At 54.0% G+C, this 18813-nt stretch carries 19 protein-coding genes; 11 read left to right on the top strand and 8 right to left on the bottom strand.

All coding sequences use genetic code 11. The features are described 5' to 3' along the window. Positions 1-36: 36 nt before the first annotated feature. Complete coding sequence (locus COO92_RS03405) at positions 37-933, bottom strand: LysR family transcriptional regulator (RefSeq protein ID WP_101299857.1); 897 nt, start codon at positions 931-933, stop codon at positions 37-39. Positions 934-1069: 136 nt separating this feature from the next. On the opposite strand from COO92_RS03405, the gene COO92_RS03400 reads away from it, so the two are divergent. The 3 genes from COO92_RS03400 (at position 1070) to COO92_RS03390 (ending at position 4914) form a co-directional block, all read left to right on the top strand. Further along, positions 1070-1687, top strand: a complete 618-nt coding sequence (locus COO92_RS03400; RefSeq protein ID WP_101299855.1) for a glutathione S-transferase family protein — start codon at positions 1070-1072, stop codon at positions 1685-1687. Positions 1688-1785: 98 nt separating this feature from the next. Further along, positions 1786-3918: a 2Fe-2S iron-sulfur cluster-binding protein gene (locus tag COO92_RS03395; protein ID WP_101299853.1), complete on the top strand. Its 2133-nt coding sequence runs from the start codon at positions 1786-1788 to the stop codon at positions 3916-3918. 84 nt (positions 3919-4002) lie between these two features. Beyond that, positions 4003-4914, top strand: coding sequence for a methyltransferase domain-containing protein (locus COO92_RS03390; RefSeq protein ID WP_101299851.1), 912 nt, complete (start codon positions 4003-4005; stop codon positions 4912-4914). A gap of 3 nt (positions 4915-4917) precedes the next feature. Here the strand turns inward: COO92_RS03390 and COO92_RS03385 are convergent, their stop codons facing one another. Further along, complete coding sequence (locus COO92_RS03385) at positions 4918-5136, bottom strand: DUF6500 family protein (RefSeq protein WP_101299849.1); 219 nt, start codon at positions 5134-5136, stop codon at positions 4918-4920. 127 nt (positions 5137-5263) lie between these two features. Here COO92_RS03385 and sfsA point away from each other — a divergent pair, with 127 nt between their 5' ends. The 4 genes from sfsA (at position 5264) to COO92_RS03365 (ending at position 8238) form a co-directional block, all read left to right on the top strand. Beyond that, entirely contained in the window at positions 5264-5977 is a 714-nt protein-coding gene (gene sfsA, locus COO92_RS03380) for a DNA/RNA nuclease SfsA (protein ID WP_101299847.1), read from the top strand. 111 nt (positions 5978-6088) lie between these two features. Then, on the top strand, positions 6089-6895 hold the full coding sequence (map, locus tag COO92_RS03375) for a type I methionyl aminopeptidase (RefSeq protein WP_101299846.1): 807 nt from the start codon (positions 6089-6091) through the stop codon (positions 6893-6895). A 22-nt stretch (positions 6896-6917) separates the two neighbouring features. After that, positions 6918-7778 carry a RadC family protein gene (gene radC, locus COO92_RS03370; RefSeq protein WP_101299844.1) on the top strand — a complete coding sequence of 287 codons (861 nt, stop codon included), beginning with the start codon at positions 6918-6920 and terminating at the stop codon, positions 7776-7778. Positions 7779-7824: 46 nt separating this feature from the next. Beyond that, positions 7825-8238, top strand: a complete 414-nt coding sequence (locus COO92_RS03365) for a VOC family protein (RefSeq protein WP_101299842.1) — start codon at positions 7825-7827, stop codon at positions 8236-8238. A 146-nt stretch (positions 8239-8384) separates the two neighbouring features. Here the strand turns inward: COO92_RS03365 and COO92_RS03360 are convergent, their stop codons facing one another. Further along, entirely contained in the window at positions 8385-8858 is a 474-nt protein-coding gene (locus COO92_RS03360; RefSeq protein ID WP_101299840.1) for an SRPBCC family protein, read from the bottom strand. A 39-nt stretch (positions 8859-8897) separates the two neighbouring features. Further along, positions 8898-9761: an SDR family oxidoreductase gene (locus COO92_RS03355; RefSeq protein WP_101299838.1), complete on the bottom strand. Its 864-nt coding sequence runs from the start codon at positions 9759-9761 to the stop codon at positions 8898-8900. A gap of 103 nt (positions 9762-9864) precedes the next feature. On the opposite strand from COO92_RS03355, the gene COO92_RS03350 reads away from it, so the two are divergent. Continuing rightward, positions 9865-10758: a LysR family transcriptional regulator gene (locus COO92_RS03350; protein ID WP_101300068.1), complete on the top strand. Its 894-nt coding sequence runs from the start codon at positions 9865-9867 to the stop codon at positions 10756-10758. Between the two features lie 84 nt (positions 10759-10842). Here COO92_RS03350 and COO92_RS03345 read toward each other — a convergent pair whose 3' ends face one another. The 4 genes from COO92_RS03345 to COO92_RS03330 all read right to left on the bottom strand — a co-directional run bounded on the left by COO92_RS03345 (position 10843) and on the right by COO92_RS03330 (position 14809). Then, on the bottom strand, positions 10843-11217 hold the full coding sequence (locus COO92_RS03345; protein ID WP_101299836.1) for a glycine zipper family protein: 375 nt from the start codon (positions 11215-11217) through the stop codon (positions 10843-10845). A gap of 141 nt (positions 11218-11358) precedes the next feature. Continuing rightward, on the bottom strand, positions 11359-12213 hold the full coding sequence (locus tag COO92_RS03340; RefSeq protein WP_240626297.1) for a MipA/OmpV family protein: 855 nt from the start codon (positions 12211-12213) through the stop codon (positions 11359-11361). 138 nt (positions 12214-12351) lie between these two features. Continuing rightward, a complete protein-coding gene (locus COO92_RS03335) occupies positions 12352-13563 on the bottom strand; it encodes a helix-turn-helix domain-containing protein (protein WP_101299834.1) in 1212 nt (403 codons plus the stop codon). Between the two features lie 31 nt (positions 13564-13594). Beyond that, complete coding sequence (locus tag COO92_RS03330; protein WP_101299832.1) at positions 13595-14809, bottom strand: AraC family transcriptional regulator; 1215 nt, start codon at positions 14807-14809, stop codon at positions 13595-13597. A gap of 475 nt (positions 14810-15284) precedes the next feature. Between COO92_RS03330 and COO92_RS03325 the strand changes: the two genes are divergently transcribed. From COO92_RS03325 to oppC, 3 genes are all read left to right on the top strand, one after another. Next, the gene (locus COO92_RS03325; protein WP_240626296.1) at positions 15285-16886 is read left to right on the top strand and encodes a peptide ABC transporter substrate-binding protein; all 1602 of its coding nucleotides are present in this window, start codon (positions 15285-15287) and stop codon (positions 16884-16886) included. A gap of 81 nt (positions 16887-16967) precedes the next feature. Beyond that, positions 16968-17891 (top strand): oligopeptide ABC transporter permease OppB, encoded by a 924-nt coding sequence (gene oppB / locus COO92_RS03320; protein ID WP_101299829.1) that lies wholly within the window; start codon positions 16968-16970, stop codon positions 17889-17891. Next, positions 17891-18799 (top strand): oligopeptide ABC transporter permease OppC, encoded by a 909-nt coding sequence (gene oppC, locus COO92_RS03315; RefSeq protein WP_022733048.1) that lies wholly within the window; start codon positions 17891-17893, stop codon positions 18797-18799. Before oppB ends, oppC begins: the two co-directional genes overlap by 1 nt. The last annotated feature ends 14 nt before the right edge of the window (positions 18800-18813 follow it).

The following is an 18813-nucleotide window of genomic DNA, read 5'->3' as shown; positions in this document are numbered from 1 at the left end:
TGTCGGGACCAGGGCCTGACCCTAAAATGTGCCTTCCTAATTAATGCGCGCGTCTGCCCGCAGACGATCCACCGCCAGATCGATAAAGGAGCGCACCTTGGCGGATGCATGGCGGCCTTCGGGATGGACAATATGGATCGGCAGTGGTTCGGGCTCATACTCAGTTAAAACCACGTCAAGCAATCCATCCTGAACATAGGGGGCCGCCTGATAGGACAGCAGACGCATTAGTCCCCAGCCGTCAATTGCTGCCTGGCGGCCGGCTGCAATCGAATTGCTTTGCAGACGTGCTGTGACGGAAAGGTTGATTTTCTGATCCCGGCCAAATTGCCAGTCAAGGGGTATCGAGGATCCGGTCGATGCAATAATCTTATGCGTGCCAAGGTCTGCGGGCACCTGTGGCCGGCCATTTCGTGCAAAGTAGTCCGGTGAACCGCAAACGACATGGCGCACGGTTCCAACCTTGATCGCGCTCATGGATGTGTCGGCCATGTGACCGATGCGAATGGCAATATCGATCCCTTCGTCGACAATATTGACAATCCGGTCAAGCAACAGCGCATGGCCGCGCATCTCGGGATAAAGATCAAGGAATTCGGCCAGAATTGGAAAAACATACATCTGCCCGAACAGGACCGGGGCGGTGATCGTCAATGTGCCGCTCGGCTTGGCATACTCGCCCCCTGCGGCGGCTTCGGCCTCACTGAGCGCAGCAAGCAGACGTTTGCAATCGGCATAATAGCGCGCACCCGGTTCGGTCAGGGTCACCGATCTTGTTGTTCGGGTCAGAAGCCGCGCACCAGTGATTTCTTCAAGATATGCGACCGCACGTGTGACTGCGGGTGGACTTGAATGTAATTGTCGCGCAGCTTCGGCGAAGCTGCGCGCCTCGACGACGCGGACAAAAATTCGCATTGCCTGAAATCGATCCATGATGCTTTCCCGACCGCTGACTAATTATTCCATTTTTCGGAACAATGAATTCCCATAAAACCATATTCCTTAATCATGAAGCAACAATCATGATCAGATCATTCCATAAATACTGTCCATGAAAAGGATCGCGATCATGAAACTGCATCATTTCCCCCTTTCGGGTCATGCCCACCGTGCCCATCTTTTCCTGAGTCTTCTGGGTGTTGAGCACGAGGTAAGCATTGTCGATTTGGCCAACGGCGCACATAAATCACCGGAATTCCTTAAACTGAACCCGCTTGGGCAGGTCCCGGTTCTTGAAGATGGTGATGTCGTAATTGCCGATTCAATTGCCATCATGACCTATGTCGCCAAGAAGCTTGGTGCCACCGACTGGCTGCCCGAAGACGCCGAAGGTGCCGCAAAAGTTCAGAAATGGCTTTCGGTTGCGGCCGGGCAGATTGCCTATGGCGTGAGTGCGGCCCGTCTGGTCACGGTGTTTAACGCGCCGTTCAATGCCGAGGAAGTCATTGCACGCGCCCATGCCATCCTTGCCCAGATTGAGAGCCAGCTTTCAGGTAATGACTGGATCGCGCTTGATCATCCGACCATCGCCGATGTCGCGCTTTACAGCTATATCGCCAATGCACCGGAAGGCAATGTTGACCTTGCCGCCTATGACAATGTGCGCGCGTGGCTAAAACGGGTTGAAGCCCTGCCCGGTTTCGTCGCGTTTGAGCAAACAGTCGCCGGTCTTCGTACGGCGATCTGACGGGCCGGGCCGGTCTTTCACTGTGTTTGTGCCCCCGCTCAAACTCCCCCCTGCCCCAAGACCGGCCCTGAGCCTCGTCCTTCGAAAAGGAAACTGTCATGAACACGCGCAGTGCATCGCCCTCAAAAATCCCATCTTCCGCCCCCGTGCAATTCACGCCGTCAGGTGCGGACACGTCCGGCCCGTGGCATGAGGGCGAGATCCACATGCAACAGTTGGTCGGTGTCGAGACAAAGATGGCCGAAATGGGCAAACGTGTGCTGCGTGATCATCTGATTGATCAACATCGTCAGTTCTATCCGCAACTGCCCTTTGCCGTATTTGGCACGGTGGATGATGCGGGCGATGTCTGGGCAACCCTTCGCGCCAACCACCCCGGATTTCTCAACTCACCCGATCCCCATCATCTTTCGGTCAACATCCCGCGCGATGCGACCGATCCTGCGGATGCTGGCATAGGTGACGGCACGGCAATCGGCATGATCGGGATTGAACTGCATACCAGACGGCGTAACCGTATGAACGGTACAATTGCGCATTCTTCCGATGATCACTTTACCATCGAGGTCGGGCACAGCTATGGCAATTGCCCGCAGTATATCCATCTGCGCGATTTTGAATTCATCCGTGATCCACTTGCCCCTACCGCGTCGTCCCCCGAAACGTCGGCAGAACTTGATGAACGGGCACGGGCGATCATTGCCGCTGCCGACACTTTTTTTGTCGCAACCTATGTTGATCGTGCCGGAAAAAAACGCGAAGTCGATGTATCCCATCGCGGCGGCAAAGCCGGGTTTGTCCACATAGCCGCCGACGGCACCCTGACCATTCCCGATTTTGCCGGAAACCTGTTTTTCAACACGCTGGGCAATATCCTGACCAACCCGAAGGCAGGGTTGATCTTTACCGATTTTAACACGGGCAATGTCCTGCAAATCACCGGCGATGCCGACGTCATTGTCGAAGGGCCGGAAATTGCCGCCTTTCAGGGGGCTGAACGCCTTTGGCGGGTTTTCCCGCGCAAGGTGGTTTTCAGGGGCTCTGCCCTGCCGATACGCTGGCGCGATCAAGCGGATGGTGCGTCGCCCAACAGCCTTCTGACCGGGGACTGGGAAAGTGCGGCACGGAACCTTGCGGCCATTGAGGCAGCAAAAAGCTGGCGTCCGTTCAAAATTGCCCGGATTACCGAGGAAAACCACCTGATCAAATCGTTCCACCTTGAACCGGCAGATCAGAATGGCACTTTGCCCAACAAAGCGGGACAGCATTTACCGATCCGTGTGGAGATACCCGGCACGGACACGCCGTTGATCCGAACCTATACGCTTTCAAATGGGCCATCGGATTATACCTATCGCATCAGCGTAAAGCGCGAAGGTGTTGTCTCAAGCCACTTGCATGACACCCTGCGTGTTGGCGATGTGATTGAGGCGCGGGCACCAGCCGGGGAGTTTCACCTTGATGTCGATGCAAAGCGGCCGGTGGTTCTGATGGCGGGCGGCATTGGCATTACCCCAATGATTTCGATGCTGCGCCATATTGTCTATGAAGGACTGCGCACGCGCGGTTTCCGTCCGACATGGCTGTTTTATTCTGCCCGCAATCTCGCTGACCGGGCCTTTGACAGCGAGATCATTGAACTTGTGAAGGCCGCACAGGGCAACATTCGCCTTGTCCGGGTTCTGGCCGATGCAGATGGGGCAGAACCGCGCAAGGATTACGAAGCATCAGGTCATATCGACATGAATTTGCTTCGGTCGCTGCTGCCGTTTGATGATTTTGATTTTTATCTGTGTGGGCCGCCGCCCTTCATGCAGGCGATGTATGACGGCCTGCGCGGGTTAAACATTACCAATAACCGCATCCATGCCGAGGCCTTTGGCCCCGCATCGCTTCAACGAAGCCTTGATGCCAATGACCAGTTGCCCGAACTCGCCCCGGCGAGCCCCAAAGCAACACAGGTCGAATTCGCGAAATCCGCTCAGGCCGCCATCTGGCAACCCGACGCCGACAAGACGCTGCTTGAACTTGCCGAGGATGCCGGGCTTGCCCCCGAAGCCAGCTGTCGCGGTGGGAATTGCGGCACATGCCGGACCAAAATTTTACAAGGACACGTGACCTATAAAACCCAACCCAGTGCGGCGGTTAAACCTGACGAGGCATTGATCTGCTGTGCTATGCCTGCTGCATCGGAAACCGACGGTGATGCGCCGCTGATATTGGAACTTTAAGGCCGATCTTCGATTGCGCCCTGGGGCGGGACGCTCTATCTAGGTCGTAACATTTGAAACGACTTTGCCGGAGCTTCCCGCCCCATGGCCGATCCGATCACGGTCTTTGATCGTCATATCCTTAAACTGCGCCGTGACCGCGCCGCGTCGCGCGCGTCCGAGTTCAACTTCCTGTTTGCCGAAACCGCCGACCGGCTGGCCGACCGGCTTGAAGACACCACGCGCAATTTCCCGCGTGCGGTTGATCTTGGCTGTCACAGTGGTGAGTTGGCACAGATCCTTGCCGCAAGCAGCCGGGTCGAGACATTGCATCAAGCTGATATCTCGTATCGTTATGCCAAGGCCGCGCGTGATCTTAATGGCCGATCCAGCATGGTGGCGGATGAAGAATTCCTGCCCTTTGCCGAAGGATCGCTTGATCTGATCTTGTCGAACTTGAGCCTGCATTGGGTCAATGATCTGCCGGGCATGTTGCTGCAGGCCCGCCGTGCGCTGAAACCCGACGGGCTGTTTTTGGCGTCTATGCTCGGTGGCGAGACGCTTAAAGACCTGCGCGAAGCCCTGATGACGGCGGAGGCCGAAGAAGAAGGCGGCGTATCGCCGCGTGTTTCACCGTTTGTCGATGTCAAAGATGCTGGTGCATTGCTTCAACGCAGCGGCTTTGCCCTGCCGGTGGTCGATGCCGATGACATCACGATTGATTACCCCGATGCGCTTAAACTGATGCGCGACCTTTCGGGGATGGGCGAAAGCAACATTGTCGCCAAACGGTCCAAGAAATTCACCAAACGCAGTACATTGGCACGTGCCGCCGCGATCTATCACGAACGCCATGGCAGGGAAGATGGCCGGGTGCATGCCAAGTTTCAAGTGATCTATCTGACCGGCTGGGCACCCGATGATAGTCAGCCCAAGCCGCTGCGCCGGGGGTCCGGTCAGGTTAGTCTGGTGGATTTCCTTGGTGACGTTCCAGACAAGCCGGAACCACAAAACTAGGACTTATTGGCCCGCAAGAACCATCTCGCGGATTTTGGCCGCCTTTTCGAAATGATCAAGCCGGTGGGTTTTGATCCACCATGTGGCGGCCTCCATCAACATATCCGGGTCATCATTGCGGTTGGCAAAAAACGCATAGAATGACAGCCCGACATTTGGGCCTTTTTGCGCGATCTTTTTGTCGCAAACGGCAATGGCTTTATCGCGAAGGGTCTGGTGCAATTTTCAATCCTTTGAGGGCTTTGGGCAGCAAAGGGTTGATGTATGGCGCGATTGCCGTGAAATTGGCAGCATGTTTTAGAAATCACATGACAGTTCCTGTCAGGACAGTTTCCCCGAAAGGCCGACGATGCATCTTCCAACCCCGCTGATCCACGGCACGCTGATCAAACGTTACAAACGGTTTCTGGCCGATGTTGAACTTGATAGCGGGGAGGTTATTACCGCGCATTGTGCCAATCCGGGCGGGATGATCGGGCTTAAGGAGCCGGGCATTGATGTCTGGCTGTCGCAATCAGACAACCCGAAACGCAAACTGAAATATAGCTGGGAGCTGTGCCAGATCGGGGATGCCTGGATTGGCATCAACACATCGCACCCCAATGCGATTGTCGAAGAAGCCATTTTGGCCGGCAAGATCAAAGAGCTTGCGGGCTATCAGGACCTCAAACGCGAAGTGAAATACGGCAAGAATTCGCGGATTGATATCCTGCTGTCTGATCCAGACCGGGGGCTTTGTTATGTCGAGGTCAAAAACGTCCATCTTAAACGTGATGAAGATATACCGGGGCTGGCCGAATTCCCCGATGCCGTCACCGCACGCGGGGCAAAGCACCTCGATGAAATGACCGATATGGTCGCGGAGGGACACCGGGCGGTGATGTTTTACCTGATCCAGCGGACCGATTGTGACCGGTTTACGCTTTCGACCGATATTGATCCGCACTATGGCGATCGGTTTAAGGCCGCGCGCGAAAACGGGGTTGAGGCGATTGCTTATGACTGTGCAATTGATACCGATACGGTAACGGTGCGCAACGCATTGCCGATTGTCGGTGTTTAACGGCCCTAAACCACGCGCATATCAGCCAAACCTTGCCAATTCCAGCATCTGGCTTTATGTCATTGTCCAACAAATTCGATAGATATGTAGCCGAGCTTAAGGAGATTTCGGGTGGCGAACGGAAAAGTTAAACTTCACGGCCCCGAAGCATTTGAAGGCATGCGCGCCGCCGGTCGGCTGGCAGCGGAAGTGCTTGATATGATTACCCCGCATGTTGTGCCGGGTGTGACCACCGGTGAGCTTGATCGCCTGTGTGATGAATATATCCGCGATCACAATTCGATTTCGGCCTGCCTGAATTATCGCGGTTTCCCAAAATCAATCTGCACATCGATCAATCACGTAGTTTGCCACGGCATTCCGGGTGACAAGAAACTGCAGAATGGCGACATCATGAACATTGATGTCACGGTCATTGTTGATGGCTGGTACGGCGATACATCACGCATGTATATCGCCGGTACGCCCAAAGTCATGGCCCAGCGCCTTGTCGATGTGACTTATGAAGCGCTTTGGCGCGGGATTAACGCGGTTAAGCCGGGTGCGACCCTTGGCGATATCGGTCATGCGATCCAGTCCTATGCCGAAGGTGAGCGGTTCTCTGTCGTGCGTGATTTCTGTGGTCACGGGCTTGGTCAGGTATTCCATGATGCGCCAAATATCCTGCATTACGGCAAACCCGGCGAAGGGCTTATTCTGGAACCCGGCATGATCTTTACGATTGAGCCGATGATCAATCAGGGCACTTATGCGTGTAAAATTTTACCTGATGGCTGGACAGCGGTGACGCGAGACCGCAAACTGTCGTCACAGTTTGAACATTCGCTTGGCGTGACCGACGACGGGTTTGAAATCTTTACCCGCTCACCGGCTGGTCTGGACAAACCACCCTATGATCTTGGCAAAGCAGCCGAGTAACGGGTAAACGGGGGAAGCAGATTTGAGCGACACCAAAAATCGCAAAGCTGCTTTGACCCCGACTTCTGAAATCGATGACGGGACGCGGGTGTTTTTTGATCAGGCCCACGATATCCCTTCTGCGATGCAGAGCCCGGCATCCCCACCCGTTTCCGAGCACGATACGCCCCTGCCCGCATCGTCGGCAGATGCCACAACACCGAAATCCGCCAAACCGCATTATCACGGCCACCGCCAACGGTTGCGCGAGCGCTTTATCAAAGGCGGTGCGACGGCCTTGGCCGATTATGAATTGCTGGAACTGATGTTGTGCATGGCGATGCCGCGTGGTGATGTTAAACCGCTGGCCAAATCGCTGATTGCGCAGTTTGGCAGCTTTGCCAATGTGTTATCCGCCCGCCCCGAAGATTTGCACAAGGCCAAGGGGCTTGGCGAGGCCGGCATTGCCGCGATCAAGATTGCCGAGGCCAGTGCACAGCATTTATCGCGTGAACGTGCCATGGAACTGCCGGTGATTGCCAGTTGGGAACAGCTGATTGACTATTGCCGGGTGCGGATCGGGCATTTGAAAAACGAAGAACTGCATTTGCTGTTTCTGGATCGTAAAAACCGGCTGATTGCCGATGAATGCCATCAGCGCGGCACAGTCGATCACACCCCGGTTTATCCACGCGAAGTCATCAAACGCGCGCTTGAGCTGCATGCATCCGCGATCATACTGGTCCACAACCATCCAAGCGGGGACGCCACCCCGTCACGCGGCGATATCGAGATGACGCGCAAGATCGTTGATGCCGCCAAGGCGATGGAGATTGCGGTGCATGACCACATCATCATCAGTCAAGCGGGATATAATTCATTTAAAACGCTTGGCTTGATTTAAGGCCACCACCCCAAAGCTCCCCCTATTTCCAACCGGAAAAATTACCATGCCCCATATTGGTTTGATCACGCTTGTTGTACGCGATTACGATGCCGCCATTGCGTTTTATACCGACAAGGTCGGGTTTGAGCTTCTTGAAGATACCGATCTTGGTGATGGCAAACGCTGGGTGATTGTTGGCCCGAAGGGGGCACAGGAAACCCGCATTTTGCTGGCCCGTGCAAGTGGCGAGCGCCAAACATGCATCATTGGCGATCAAACGGGTGGCCGGGTCGGATTTTTCCTTAATACCGATGATTTTACCCGCGATTATGACCGCATGCGCCAAGCCGGCGTGCCATTTCTCGAACAGCCACGCCATGAACCCTATGGCACGGTCGCCGTATTTGAAGACCTGTATGGCAACAAGTGGGATTTGCTGGAACTAAAAACCAAGCCCACAACCGATCTGGCACGATAAGATCTTTGGCCAATCAAAGTGCGACATAGCCACAAAACCAGCGCAAACCGGTAGAAACAGAAAAGCCTGGTCGACCATTTCAAATGACCGACCAGACAACAGTGACATGTGCTGTTTGTATTGTTGGTTGATGAGATTGGCGCGGATCAAATCCTGCCTTCGGCAACCATTTCACGTGTATGCTTCAATGTGGATAAAAGGGCTGCTTTGTAGCCCTTATCGCTGTCGAACTGCGCCTGCTCTGCCTGTTCCTCCGGGCCGTTCGGTTCCTTGTCGCGCAGTCCGAGGTAGCAATAGAATTTGAGCTGAAGGTCGCCCGCCTCATCCTCGAACAATTCGTTGATGATGGCACCTTCACGCGGGCCAGTCGCCTGAAAGAAGGTGACTTTGCGTTGCGGTTCAAGCGTGATGATCTCACGCAGGTCGGCACCGCCGATCGTGGCGTCGCGGACGAAGTGCGTGGCACTTTCCTCTGTCACGTCGCAGCGGGTGCAGAGGCCTGCCGGGAGGAATTGGCGCGCATCGCGGGCCTTCAGTTCGAGGCCTTTCCAGACCTGCGCGCGCGTGAGTTTTGCCTCGCCTTCCGGGTTCACCGGGACGGTTGCAGTCGAATAGATCATGTCGATGGTCCTTTTTCGGTGGTGTTGGAATGGAGGCGATCAGCCAACAATCTGCGCAACATAGTCGCGATAAGAGCGCAGCGGACGGCCAAGCATTGATGTCAACCTGTCAACGTCGCCAGCATCCGGAAGCATGCCATCGGTCAGGAAACGCTCCGCCATCAAGCGCATGTCGAATGCCATCCAACTGGGCATAAACTGACGCAAGTTCTGTTCAAACCCGACGGTATCGTTGCCGGGAAAGGCGATTGCACGGCCAAGGACATCGCCCCAGATCGTGGCGGCATCGTTGCCGGTTAGCGTGTCCGGACCAACAAGATTAATGCGATTGATCGGCAACGGTGTCGCTGACTGTTCGCGACGGATCAATTCGAGTGCAGCAATTTCGCCGACATCACGTGCGTCGATCATCGCAAGGCCCTTCTCGCCAATCGGCATCGGATAGATGCCATAATTGGTGACGACATCCTTGATCGTGATCTCATTGTCCATGTAATAGGCCGGGCGCAGAATGGTCGCACCAAGACCCATGTGTTCGATCATCCGCTCTACGCCAAACTTCCCGGCAAAATGCGGCACGTTGACGTAGATATCGCTGTGGATTACCGACAGGTATACAATCCGCTCAATCCCGGCCTCACGGGCAAGGTTAAGAGCAATCAGCGCCTGCGTGTATTCGTCGGCAACAACCCCGTTCAACAGAAACAGGGTGGAGACGCCCGACATGGCGTGCCGCAGGGAATCGACGTCAAGCAAGTCACCCTGCACGACTTCCACGCCGGTCGGCAAACTCGCCTTAGACGGATCACGGACCAGCGCACGTACATCGGCACCACGGTTCACAAGTTGTTCGACGACATTACGACCGACATTTCCAGTCGCACCGGTGATTAGAATGGTCATGGTTTCTCTCCTTGGTTGAGCAATTTGACTGCCCCCAATTTAGTGATCCACATTGATGCGAATAGACGCTATATTTAGACAGATCGTCTCACTGGTGGAACACATGGATCTTCTTGCCCTTGCCGATTTCAATCTGGTTGCCCGCCACGAAGGGTTTGGAAAAGCGTCGCGCGCCACCGGCCGCCCAAAAGCGACACTGTCGCGACGCGTCGCAGAGCTTGAGGCGAGCCTTGAGCTGCGCTTGTTCGAGCGCGGCGCACGGCTACTCAAGCTGACAGAGGAAGGAAGAGCCCTGTTCGAGCGGACGAGCCAGTTGTTCACCGAACTCGACGAAACAACTGCGGCAATCGCTTCTGGTGGACGCGAACCGAGGGGACGGCTTCGGATCAGTGCGCCTTTGCTGTTTTCGCAGACTGCGATGGGTAAGTTGGCCGCAGACTTTGCCCTTAAGTATCCGAGGGTCCAACTTGAAGTCACGACCGAAGATCGGCCCGTCGATATGATCGAGGAAGCCTATGATCTGGTGATAAGGGTCAACCCGGAGCCCGACGAAAGTCTGGTTGGAAGAGCTTTCCTTCATGACCGACTGGTGATCGTTGCCAGCCCTGATCTGACGCCACCAGTAGACGGCTCCGCCGTCCCGGCTGTCGTGCGGGGCCAAGTCCGCCAGGACGAAATCTGGAATGTGAAAACGCCGAAGGGCCCATCAAGGATCGTGATCAACCCGGTTCTGAGCCTGTCATCACTGGTCATGGTTCGGGATGCCGTTCGCAAAGGGGCTGGCGCCGGACGACTTCCAGTGTCCCTCGTTGGTCACGATATTGGCGATGGCACGCTGGTGCAGTGGGGCGATGTTGACGGCAATGAAATCACCTTGTGGGCGCTCTACCCGTCTCGCCGATTGCTAAGCGCGCGCGTGTCGGCATTCCTCGACTTTTTACGAGAGGCCTTTCCCAAAGGAACACCCGATGAGCTCGCGGCCTATGTGGGAAAATAAAGGCCATATGGCACGGTGGCGGTATTTGAAGACCTTATATGACAACAAGTGGGATTTTCTTGAGCTCGGCACATAAGCCTGTAGTTACCCAACCACCTTGTGTCCACGGCCAGCCATACAGTTTCCAATAATCTCTTCACGTTTTTCGATATTTTCGTAGGCGGCTGATCCAGCGCCAAGAGCTGCACCGATCCCAAGACCGACGAGCAACCCTTCCCAACTATTCGAAATAGCTCCGACGACACCACCCAGCGCGGCACCAATCGTGGCGTCGGTTTTGGCTTTCCCGCCGAGATATTCACTTTGTTTGGAGAGTCCCCGGCATTCGCCAAGATCGACCTGATATTTTTCATCACGCGGTCCATCAACAACAGGTTCGTATTCGCTCCCGATGCCACTGCACGCAGACAGAACAAGAATGGTAAGCGGGAGAACAAGGCGCAATTGCACACGGATCATCGCAGTAATCCTGAAAAAAGGACGGACCGGCGGTTGGATAGAAGCTTGGTAAACCGGCCCGTCAGGTCGGCAAAGCAGGATTGCTCGCCAACACGTTATGGAGACATGAGGGGTGAGACGATAAAGAAGCTTCCTTAGCCCCTAGAAGCTGTAAACAAGGCCGATACCGGCACTGAAAACATAATCCTCATCAATGATCGGGCTGTCGGTATACTGGTCTGGCAGATACTGGAAACCGTGGGTTCCAATCAGGGTGATTTGCTCCGTCAACGGGTAGGTGACGGTGAAATCGATATATGGAATGAAGGCTGCATCTGGCGCATAATATGCCCGGTCGCTACGAACTTCCTTGTGACGAACACCAACCATGTGATCAACAAGTTTATCGCTTTGCCAGGTAACGCCGCCGCCCCAGCTGAAACTCACGTCCCCCCATTGCTCCGGGACGACATAAGATACATCCACCTGATGACCATCATGGGCGTCGTTAACATCGGTAAGATAGTTGGTAATTAACGCACCGCGCCAGATGTTGGCAGAGAAACCAAGACCGGCCTCAAATGCCATGTCCCGTTCTTCCATCCCGCGAAGATAATTGCCATCGCCGTTATCAAACGGTTCGGTCCGAACTGACCCGATCAGCGACGCGCTAAAGACATCGTTTTTAAAGAACTTGATGTCGATACCATCCACACCGATATGCATGCGTTCAGAATCATAAGCAGCAATCGGCAGCAGACCAAGCTCAACATCATCAGTCCCGCGATATGGATTATTTGATGCACCACCGAATGCACCAATTTGCCAGCTTCCGTCGAACCATGGGTCGACGGCACCGCCGGTTTTCGGGTTGACCTGATCGCGGAGAATTTCCTTTGTCGCCTGCTGGGCCTGCGCAGGAGACGCGAACAACATCAGAAGTGACATAAGACACAACGCCACCCCGACGACCACCATACTGTCACCGGCACGACGCAAAACGTAATTTTCAGACATCTATTTAAACACCTTGAGATTGGAAGGTGTGCAGAAGCTGCCTGATAACGTTTTGTTTGGCGACCGGCCCTATATCCTCGAACCGGATATCAATAATCTCAGGGTACGAATGATCATTCTCACCGGCTAAGAATTTGATTATTTTGAATTTTCAATGCGATACGCGCTTGGTGTTTTGCCGGTGATTTTTTTAAAGGCCAGATTGAAAGTTGACTTGGAATTGAAGCCGACACTGGTCGCAATATCGAGAACCGTGCGATCCGGCTCATCAATCAGAAGTATCGACGCCTCTTTGGTGCGGACTTCATTGACGAAATCAAAGAAGCTTTTGCCGAGATGCTGATTAAGAACATGGGACAACTGGTTTGGCGTGGCCCCGACCATATTCGCAAGTTTGGGCATCGATAAAAGCGGATCAAACATCGTATCGGTGCTATCCACAATACGCGTCAGGCGTTCGCGAATACGCACGACGTCATCATCTTCAAGAAGTGATTTCCGCATGTCGGCCACAACAGTTGAAATCGCGCCCTTCCCAGCTGAGGTAACCGATCCATCTGATTCCTGAGGATCGCTTTCCTGCCATTCGGCTTGAACGAACAAGGCGGGGTTCGATGCCAAAAGATGACACATCCGGAAAAATACGACGGCAAAACTGCCCTGAACAAGGGTGGTCAGCCATGTTCCATCGTCAACAAAGACGTCGATGACGGACGTCATGGTGAAAATCAGGAAAATAACGGTAATGCCGATCAGGATCTCAAGCGTCCAGCGCCGCAAGGCCAACTGATCCGCACCAAGCTGTTCACCAGCCTGTCGCAGATACCCAAGGGCGACTTTCCATATCTTGGGCATATAGGCAAAAAGCTGGACATAAAGCCCGATAAAGACAGTCATCAGAAGAACTGACAGCCAGATGTGCTGATCAATGGCAACATCGATTTCGACATCGGTGCCATGAATGATTTCTGGCACGAACTGATCAAACAGAATCCACACCACTCCGGACGTTGCCACCAGAACCGGAAGCAGAACCACGAAATGATAGATTGGTCGACGTACCGGCCGGTCTGCAATTTCGCGAAAATACAGATAAATGGACGGCACGAAGGCAAAGGTCATCGACATGAAAACCGGTGCCATCAACAGCATCCATTTGGGAGTCAGCAAAACGTCGGTGATGTCTTCGATAAAGCTTAGACAGGATGCAAAGGCAAAGACCATCAGCCAACGGTTGGCGCGAAATGCGCGCTTGCCCTCGTGCCGGAGCAGCAACATCAGAAATCCTGCCTGTGCCAACCCCACAATGGCAATGATCATCAGTACAAGTTTGGGGATTTCTGTGGTCATTCTGCTATGTCCGGTTTGGATATCACAAATCTTAGTTTCCGCTCGGAGTGATTGGCGTCAACCCGAAGCGTGTAGACAGATCCAGACCATCCGGTTTGGTGATGGCCTGGGTGCGATAGTGACTGGGTGTCATACCGGTAACGCGCTTGAAAGCAAGGTTGAATGTCGATTTGGAGTTAAAGCCTACCTCCATTGCGATATCAATGATCGTGCGGTCGTGCTCGGCGCATAACAGCCCTGCCGCCCTGTGAACACGCACGCTATTGACGAATTCAAAGAAGGATTGGCCCAACACATTGTTCAGCGTATGGGATAACTGATTGGGGGTAACACCGATCCGGGTGGCAAGTTTGGGCATCGTCAAAAGCGGATCAAACAATGTTTGTCCGTCGCCGGCAACCTGCTCCAGCCGTTTGCAAATCTGCGCGGTCTGATACTCATCCATCACCGAACGACGTTCCGGGCGCAGATCATTTATCCCCGTTTGTTCATGGGCGTTCCCTGTCCGGAAAGGCTGACTTGCCAGCAGGAAATTCAGACGCAGCAGAACAAGCACAAATCCAAGATTGACCAGCATATTTGACCAGTGCATGTCGCGTGACACCATCTGCAACAACTGTGACAGGACAAATGCCACCAGTGCAGAGTGCAGACACAAAACCACGCCACGTACCCATCGACGCCGCAGCAGACTGTCGTGATCGCCCTTGGCCTTGAGCATTTTTGTATATCGATGCGCCACCCGACTAAGAGCAATGTGATAAACTGACACAAAAACAAACAGCCCAACAAGCAACCCGGTCGCCACCAGGCTGAGGTCAAAATCCGTATCAAAGGTGATGTGCAGCGGGTCACCGCCAAACAGCCGGTCACCGTAACGAATGAAAACCATCACCATCATTGCCGCCACGGCACAACAGGCCAAAGGTACCGCCAGCATATGGAGCCAGGGCCTATCTGGTAGATCCCCCGACATTTCCCGAAAATAGAGATACACCGCAGGGGCAAGCGCAAAATAGGCGCTGAAAAGAAGCGGTTCGAGCAAAAGCGCCACCGCAGTACCACCCAGCAGCAGAACAATGTCGCGGGCAAATGACATCGACAATGCCAACAGGAAAATACCCATCCAGCGGTTCACGTGCCAGGCACTTGTTCCTTCATTACGCAGAACCAGCAGCAAAAGGCCCGCCTGGACCATCCCGGTCACAGAGATCATGAATGACAGGATATCGATGGTCTCAAACATGTTGGGTCATGCCGCTCAGAGGTTGGTTTTCTGTACGCAGTAACCCGTACCGCGTAAAATCATGTTTCTCAACGCTTAAGTGACCGCCTTGCGCTTTGGTGCCCGATTCGCAAGATTGAAGTCCCCTCAAAGCCTTGAATGTGAAGTATTTCACATCAAAAATACAACTTTTCCGGGTTACATCACATTTTCCTGAATATCGAATGGTGACCTGATATCCAAATTGTCACCCGTGTCGTGCATGTTTAGATTATCAGTCAACTTACGCAGTTTACGCAAAGTTCAGCTATGAAATGGACAATATTGCGCAAAATTCCACCATTTGTTTCATCAATGTGAAATCACGACTTGCAGTTGACGCATGGCAGCCTCAGTATTTTTGCGTACGTACTTTCAGGGAGTACGTCACAACAAATCAAAATTGTTGAGGGAGACATTTCACATGTCACAAAATGCGATGACCACAAAGGGTCTCGTGAGCGGACTGATAAAGTCGTCACGGGCCTTTGTGCTGGGGACCGCCTTGATTGCCGGGTCGATGACCATGCTGTCCTCCACCCACGCGCAAGCCGAAAAGATTCTGCGGGTCGGGAATGATGGTGAACCACAATCCATGGACCCACATTTCATCTCGACCGTTCAGACCAGTCGTATTTCCGATGATATGTCACTGGGTCTTCTGACATATGGCCCGGATGGGCAGCCGGTCCCGGGAGCCGCAGAAAGCTGGACCGTTTCAGACGACGGGATGACATATACCTTTAAAATCCGGGATCATAACTGGTCAGATGGCACTCCGGTCACCGCACAGGACTTCATCGCAGGGTGGCAACGCCTTCTTGATCCGGCACTGGGTGCTGAATATGCGTCGCTTTTGTACATCATTGAAGGTGCCGAAGACGTCAACACCGGCAAAGATGGCGCGAAACTCGCAGCAACTGCCGTTGACGACCATACCCTTAAGGTCAAGCTGACCGCACCGGCCCCCTATTTCCTCGCCCAGCTTACCCACCAGACTGCCTTTGCAATCCCGCGTCACGTGGTTGAAAAATATGGCAAGGACTGGGTAAAGCCGGAAAACATCGTCGTGAATGGCCCTTACAAACTGGTTGAATGGGTTCCGAACGTTCATACCAAACTGGTCAAAAACGAAGAATTTTATGACGCCAAGAACGTTCCGATCGACGAGGTCATTTATTACGCCTACGAAGATCGCACCGCGATGCAAAACCGGTTCCGTGCTAACGAACTTGACGTCGCACGTGACATCGCATCCGAACAAATTTCCTGGTTGCGTGACAATCTGAGCGACAGCCTGCGCATCGCGCCCTATGCGGGCATTTATTATTACGCGATCCGAACCGACAAAGAAAAGTTCGCCGATCCACGCGTGCGCAAGGCACTTTCGCTTGCCATCAACCGCGAAGCCATCACCGATGCGGTTCTGAAAACCGGTGAACTTCCGGCATATTCCTTCGTGCCACCGGGAACGGGCAACTATACCGAACCGGCCTATGTTTCATGGAAAGACCTGCCCTATGGCGAGAAGGTCGCAGAAGCCAAGAAACTGATGGCAGAGGCAGGCTATGGGCCGGACAATCCATTGAAATTCACCCTGCGGTATAACACGTCGGAAAACCACAAGCGTATCGCGATTGCGGCGCAAAACATGTGGAAACAGATTGGTGTCGAAGCGGACCTGTTTAACACCGAAGGCAAAATCCATTATGCCGACCTGAAAGTTGGTGATTTCGAAGTCGCCCGCGCAGGCTGGATTGCCGATTACAACGATGCACAGAACTTCCTGTTCCTTGGTGAAGAACGCACCGGCCCGCTGAATTATGCCGCGTTCGATAACCCGCGCTATAACGAACTTATGCTGGACGCCGAAAACGAAGGCGACCTGAAAAAGCGTGCAGACCTGATGCATCAGGCCGAAGCCATCATGATGGAGGCCCAGCCCTACATCCCGATTTACTACTATGTCTCGAAACAGCTTGTATCGCCAAAGATCAAGGGCTGGATCGATAATGCCCCGGATCGTCACCTGACCCGCTGGCTCGACATCGCCGAGTAAATTTCGCCTTGGTATCGCAGGCTTTGAAGGCTTCCTCCCGCCCAAGGCCTGCGATCACCCCGACGGGGATGAGAGAGAAATATGTTATCTTACGCCATTCGGCGCCTGCTGATCGCGATCCCGACACTGTTCATCGTGATCACGGTGGCCTTTTTCATGATGCGTATTGCACCGGGCGGCCCGTTCGATCAGGAACGCGCACTTCCGCCCGAAATCGAAAAGAATATCAAGGCCGCCTATGACCTTGATAAACCGCTGATCGAACAATACGGCATCTATATCGGCAAGCTTTTGCAGGGTGATTTTGGCCCATCGATCAAGATCCGCGACTTTTCCGTTGCTGAACTGATCATGGCCGGCGCGCCCGCATCCATGCAACTTGGTTTAAGTGCGATTGCCCTGGCCCTTGTATTTGGGATCGGGTTTGGCACCTATGCCGCGCTTCGACAAAACAGTGCGGTTGATTTTGCCGTGATGGGAATTGCCATGATCGGCATCGCCATCCCGAACTTTGTCATGGCGCCGTTGCTGTCGCTTGTTTTTGGATTGTATCTTGCGATCCTGCCGACCGCAGGGTGGGGAGACGGCGAAATCCAGTACAAGATTTTGCCGATCATTGCCCTTGCCCTGCCCCAGATTGCCTATATCGCGCGCCTGACGCGCGGATCCATGGTCGAAGTGCTGCATTCCAATTATATCCGCACGGCACGCGCCAAGGGACTGCGCGAAAAGTTGGTGGTGAACCGTCATGCGATCAAGGGCGCGCTTTTGCCAGTGATTTCCTATCTCGGCCCCGCGACCGCGGCAGTGATGACCGGCTCGGTTGTGATTGAAAGCATCTTTGGTGTGCCCGGTATTGGCACCTATTTCATCAAGGCCGCATTAAATCGCGACTATCCGTTGGTGATGGGGGTGGTGATTGTCTATGCGGTGATGATCATCATGCTGAATTTCCTGGTCGACATGGTTTACGGCCTTCTTGATCCCAAACTGAAGTCACCCTGATGATGAATAAATCCGAAAAGACAGCACTGCTGCAATCCGCAGGTGCGACCAAGGAAATCGAAGGGCGCAGCCTGTGGCGTGATGCCCGCATCCGCCTGTTTCGCAACAAGGCCGCTGTCGGGTCGATGATCATTCTGGGGATTATCACCCTGCTTGCGATCATTGCCCCGCTTTTGAGCCCATATGCCTATGACCAGATCGACTGGGGATATATTCAGGAAGGTCCGAACTGGGAAAACGGCCATATTTTTGGCACCGATGGCAATGGACGCGATCTGTTTGTCCGTGTGCTGTATGGCGCGCGCGTGTCGTTGGCCGTCGGGCTTCTGGCAACAGCCGTGTCGCTGATCATTGGGGTGACATATGGGGCCATCGCCGGATATTTCGGCGGCAAGATCGACAGCATCATGATGCGGTTTGTCGATGTGCTGTATTCCCTGCCCTTCATGTTTTTTGTCATCATGTTGATGGTGGTGTTTGGCCGAAACATCTTTTTGATTTTTGTCGCCCTCGGCGCGGTTGAATGGTTGACCATGGCGCGCATTGTCCGGGGGCAGACGCTTTCGCTGCGGCGGCGTGAATTCATTGAGGCCGCCCATGCCACGGGTGTTTCGAACTTCAAAATCATTTTCCGCCATGTGATCCCCAACGTTCTGGGGCCGGTGATTGTCTATATGACACTGACCATTCCCCAAGTGATCCTGACGGAAAGCTTCCTGTCGTTCCTTGGACTTGGCGTGCAGGAGCCCCTGACCAGTTGGGGTGTTCTGATTTCCGAAGGCGCAAAAGTGATCGAAGCATCGACCTGGATGCTGATTTATCCGGCGGTGTTCCTGGCACTGACACTGTTCTGTTTCAACTTCATCGGCGATGGCCTGCGCGATGCGCTGGACCCGAAAGACAGATAGGACAGGAAGGAAAC

This window comes from Thalassospira lohafexi (genome assembly GCF_002844275.1).
GTDB classification, from domain to species: domain Bacteria; phylum Pseudomonadota; class Alphaproteobacteria; order Rhodospirillales; family Thalassospiraceae; genus Thalassospira; species Thalassospira lohafexi.
This window is presented reverse-complemented; position numbering and strand designations above follow the sequence as displayed.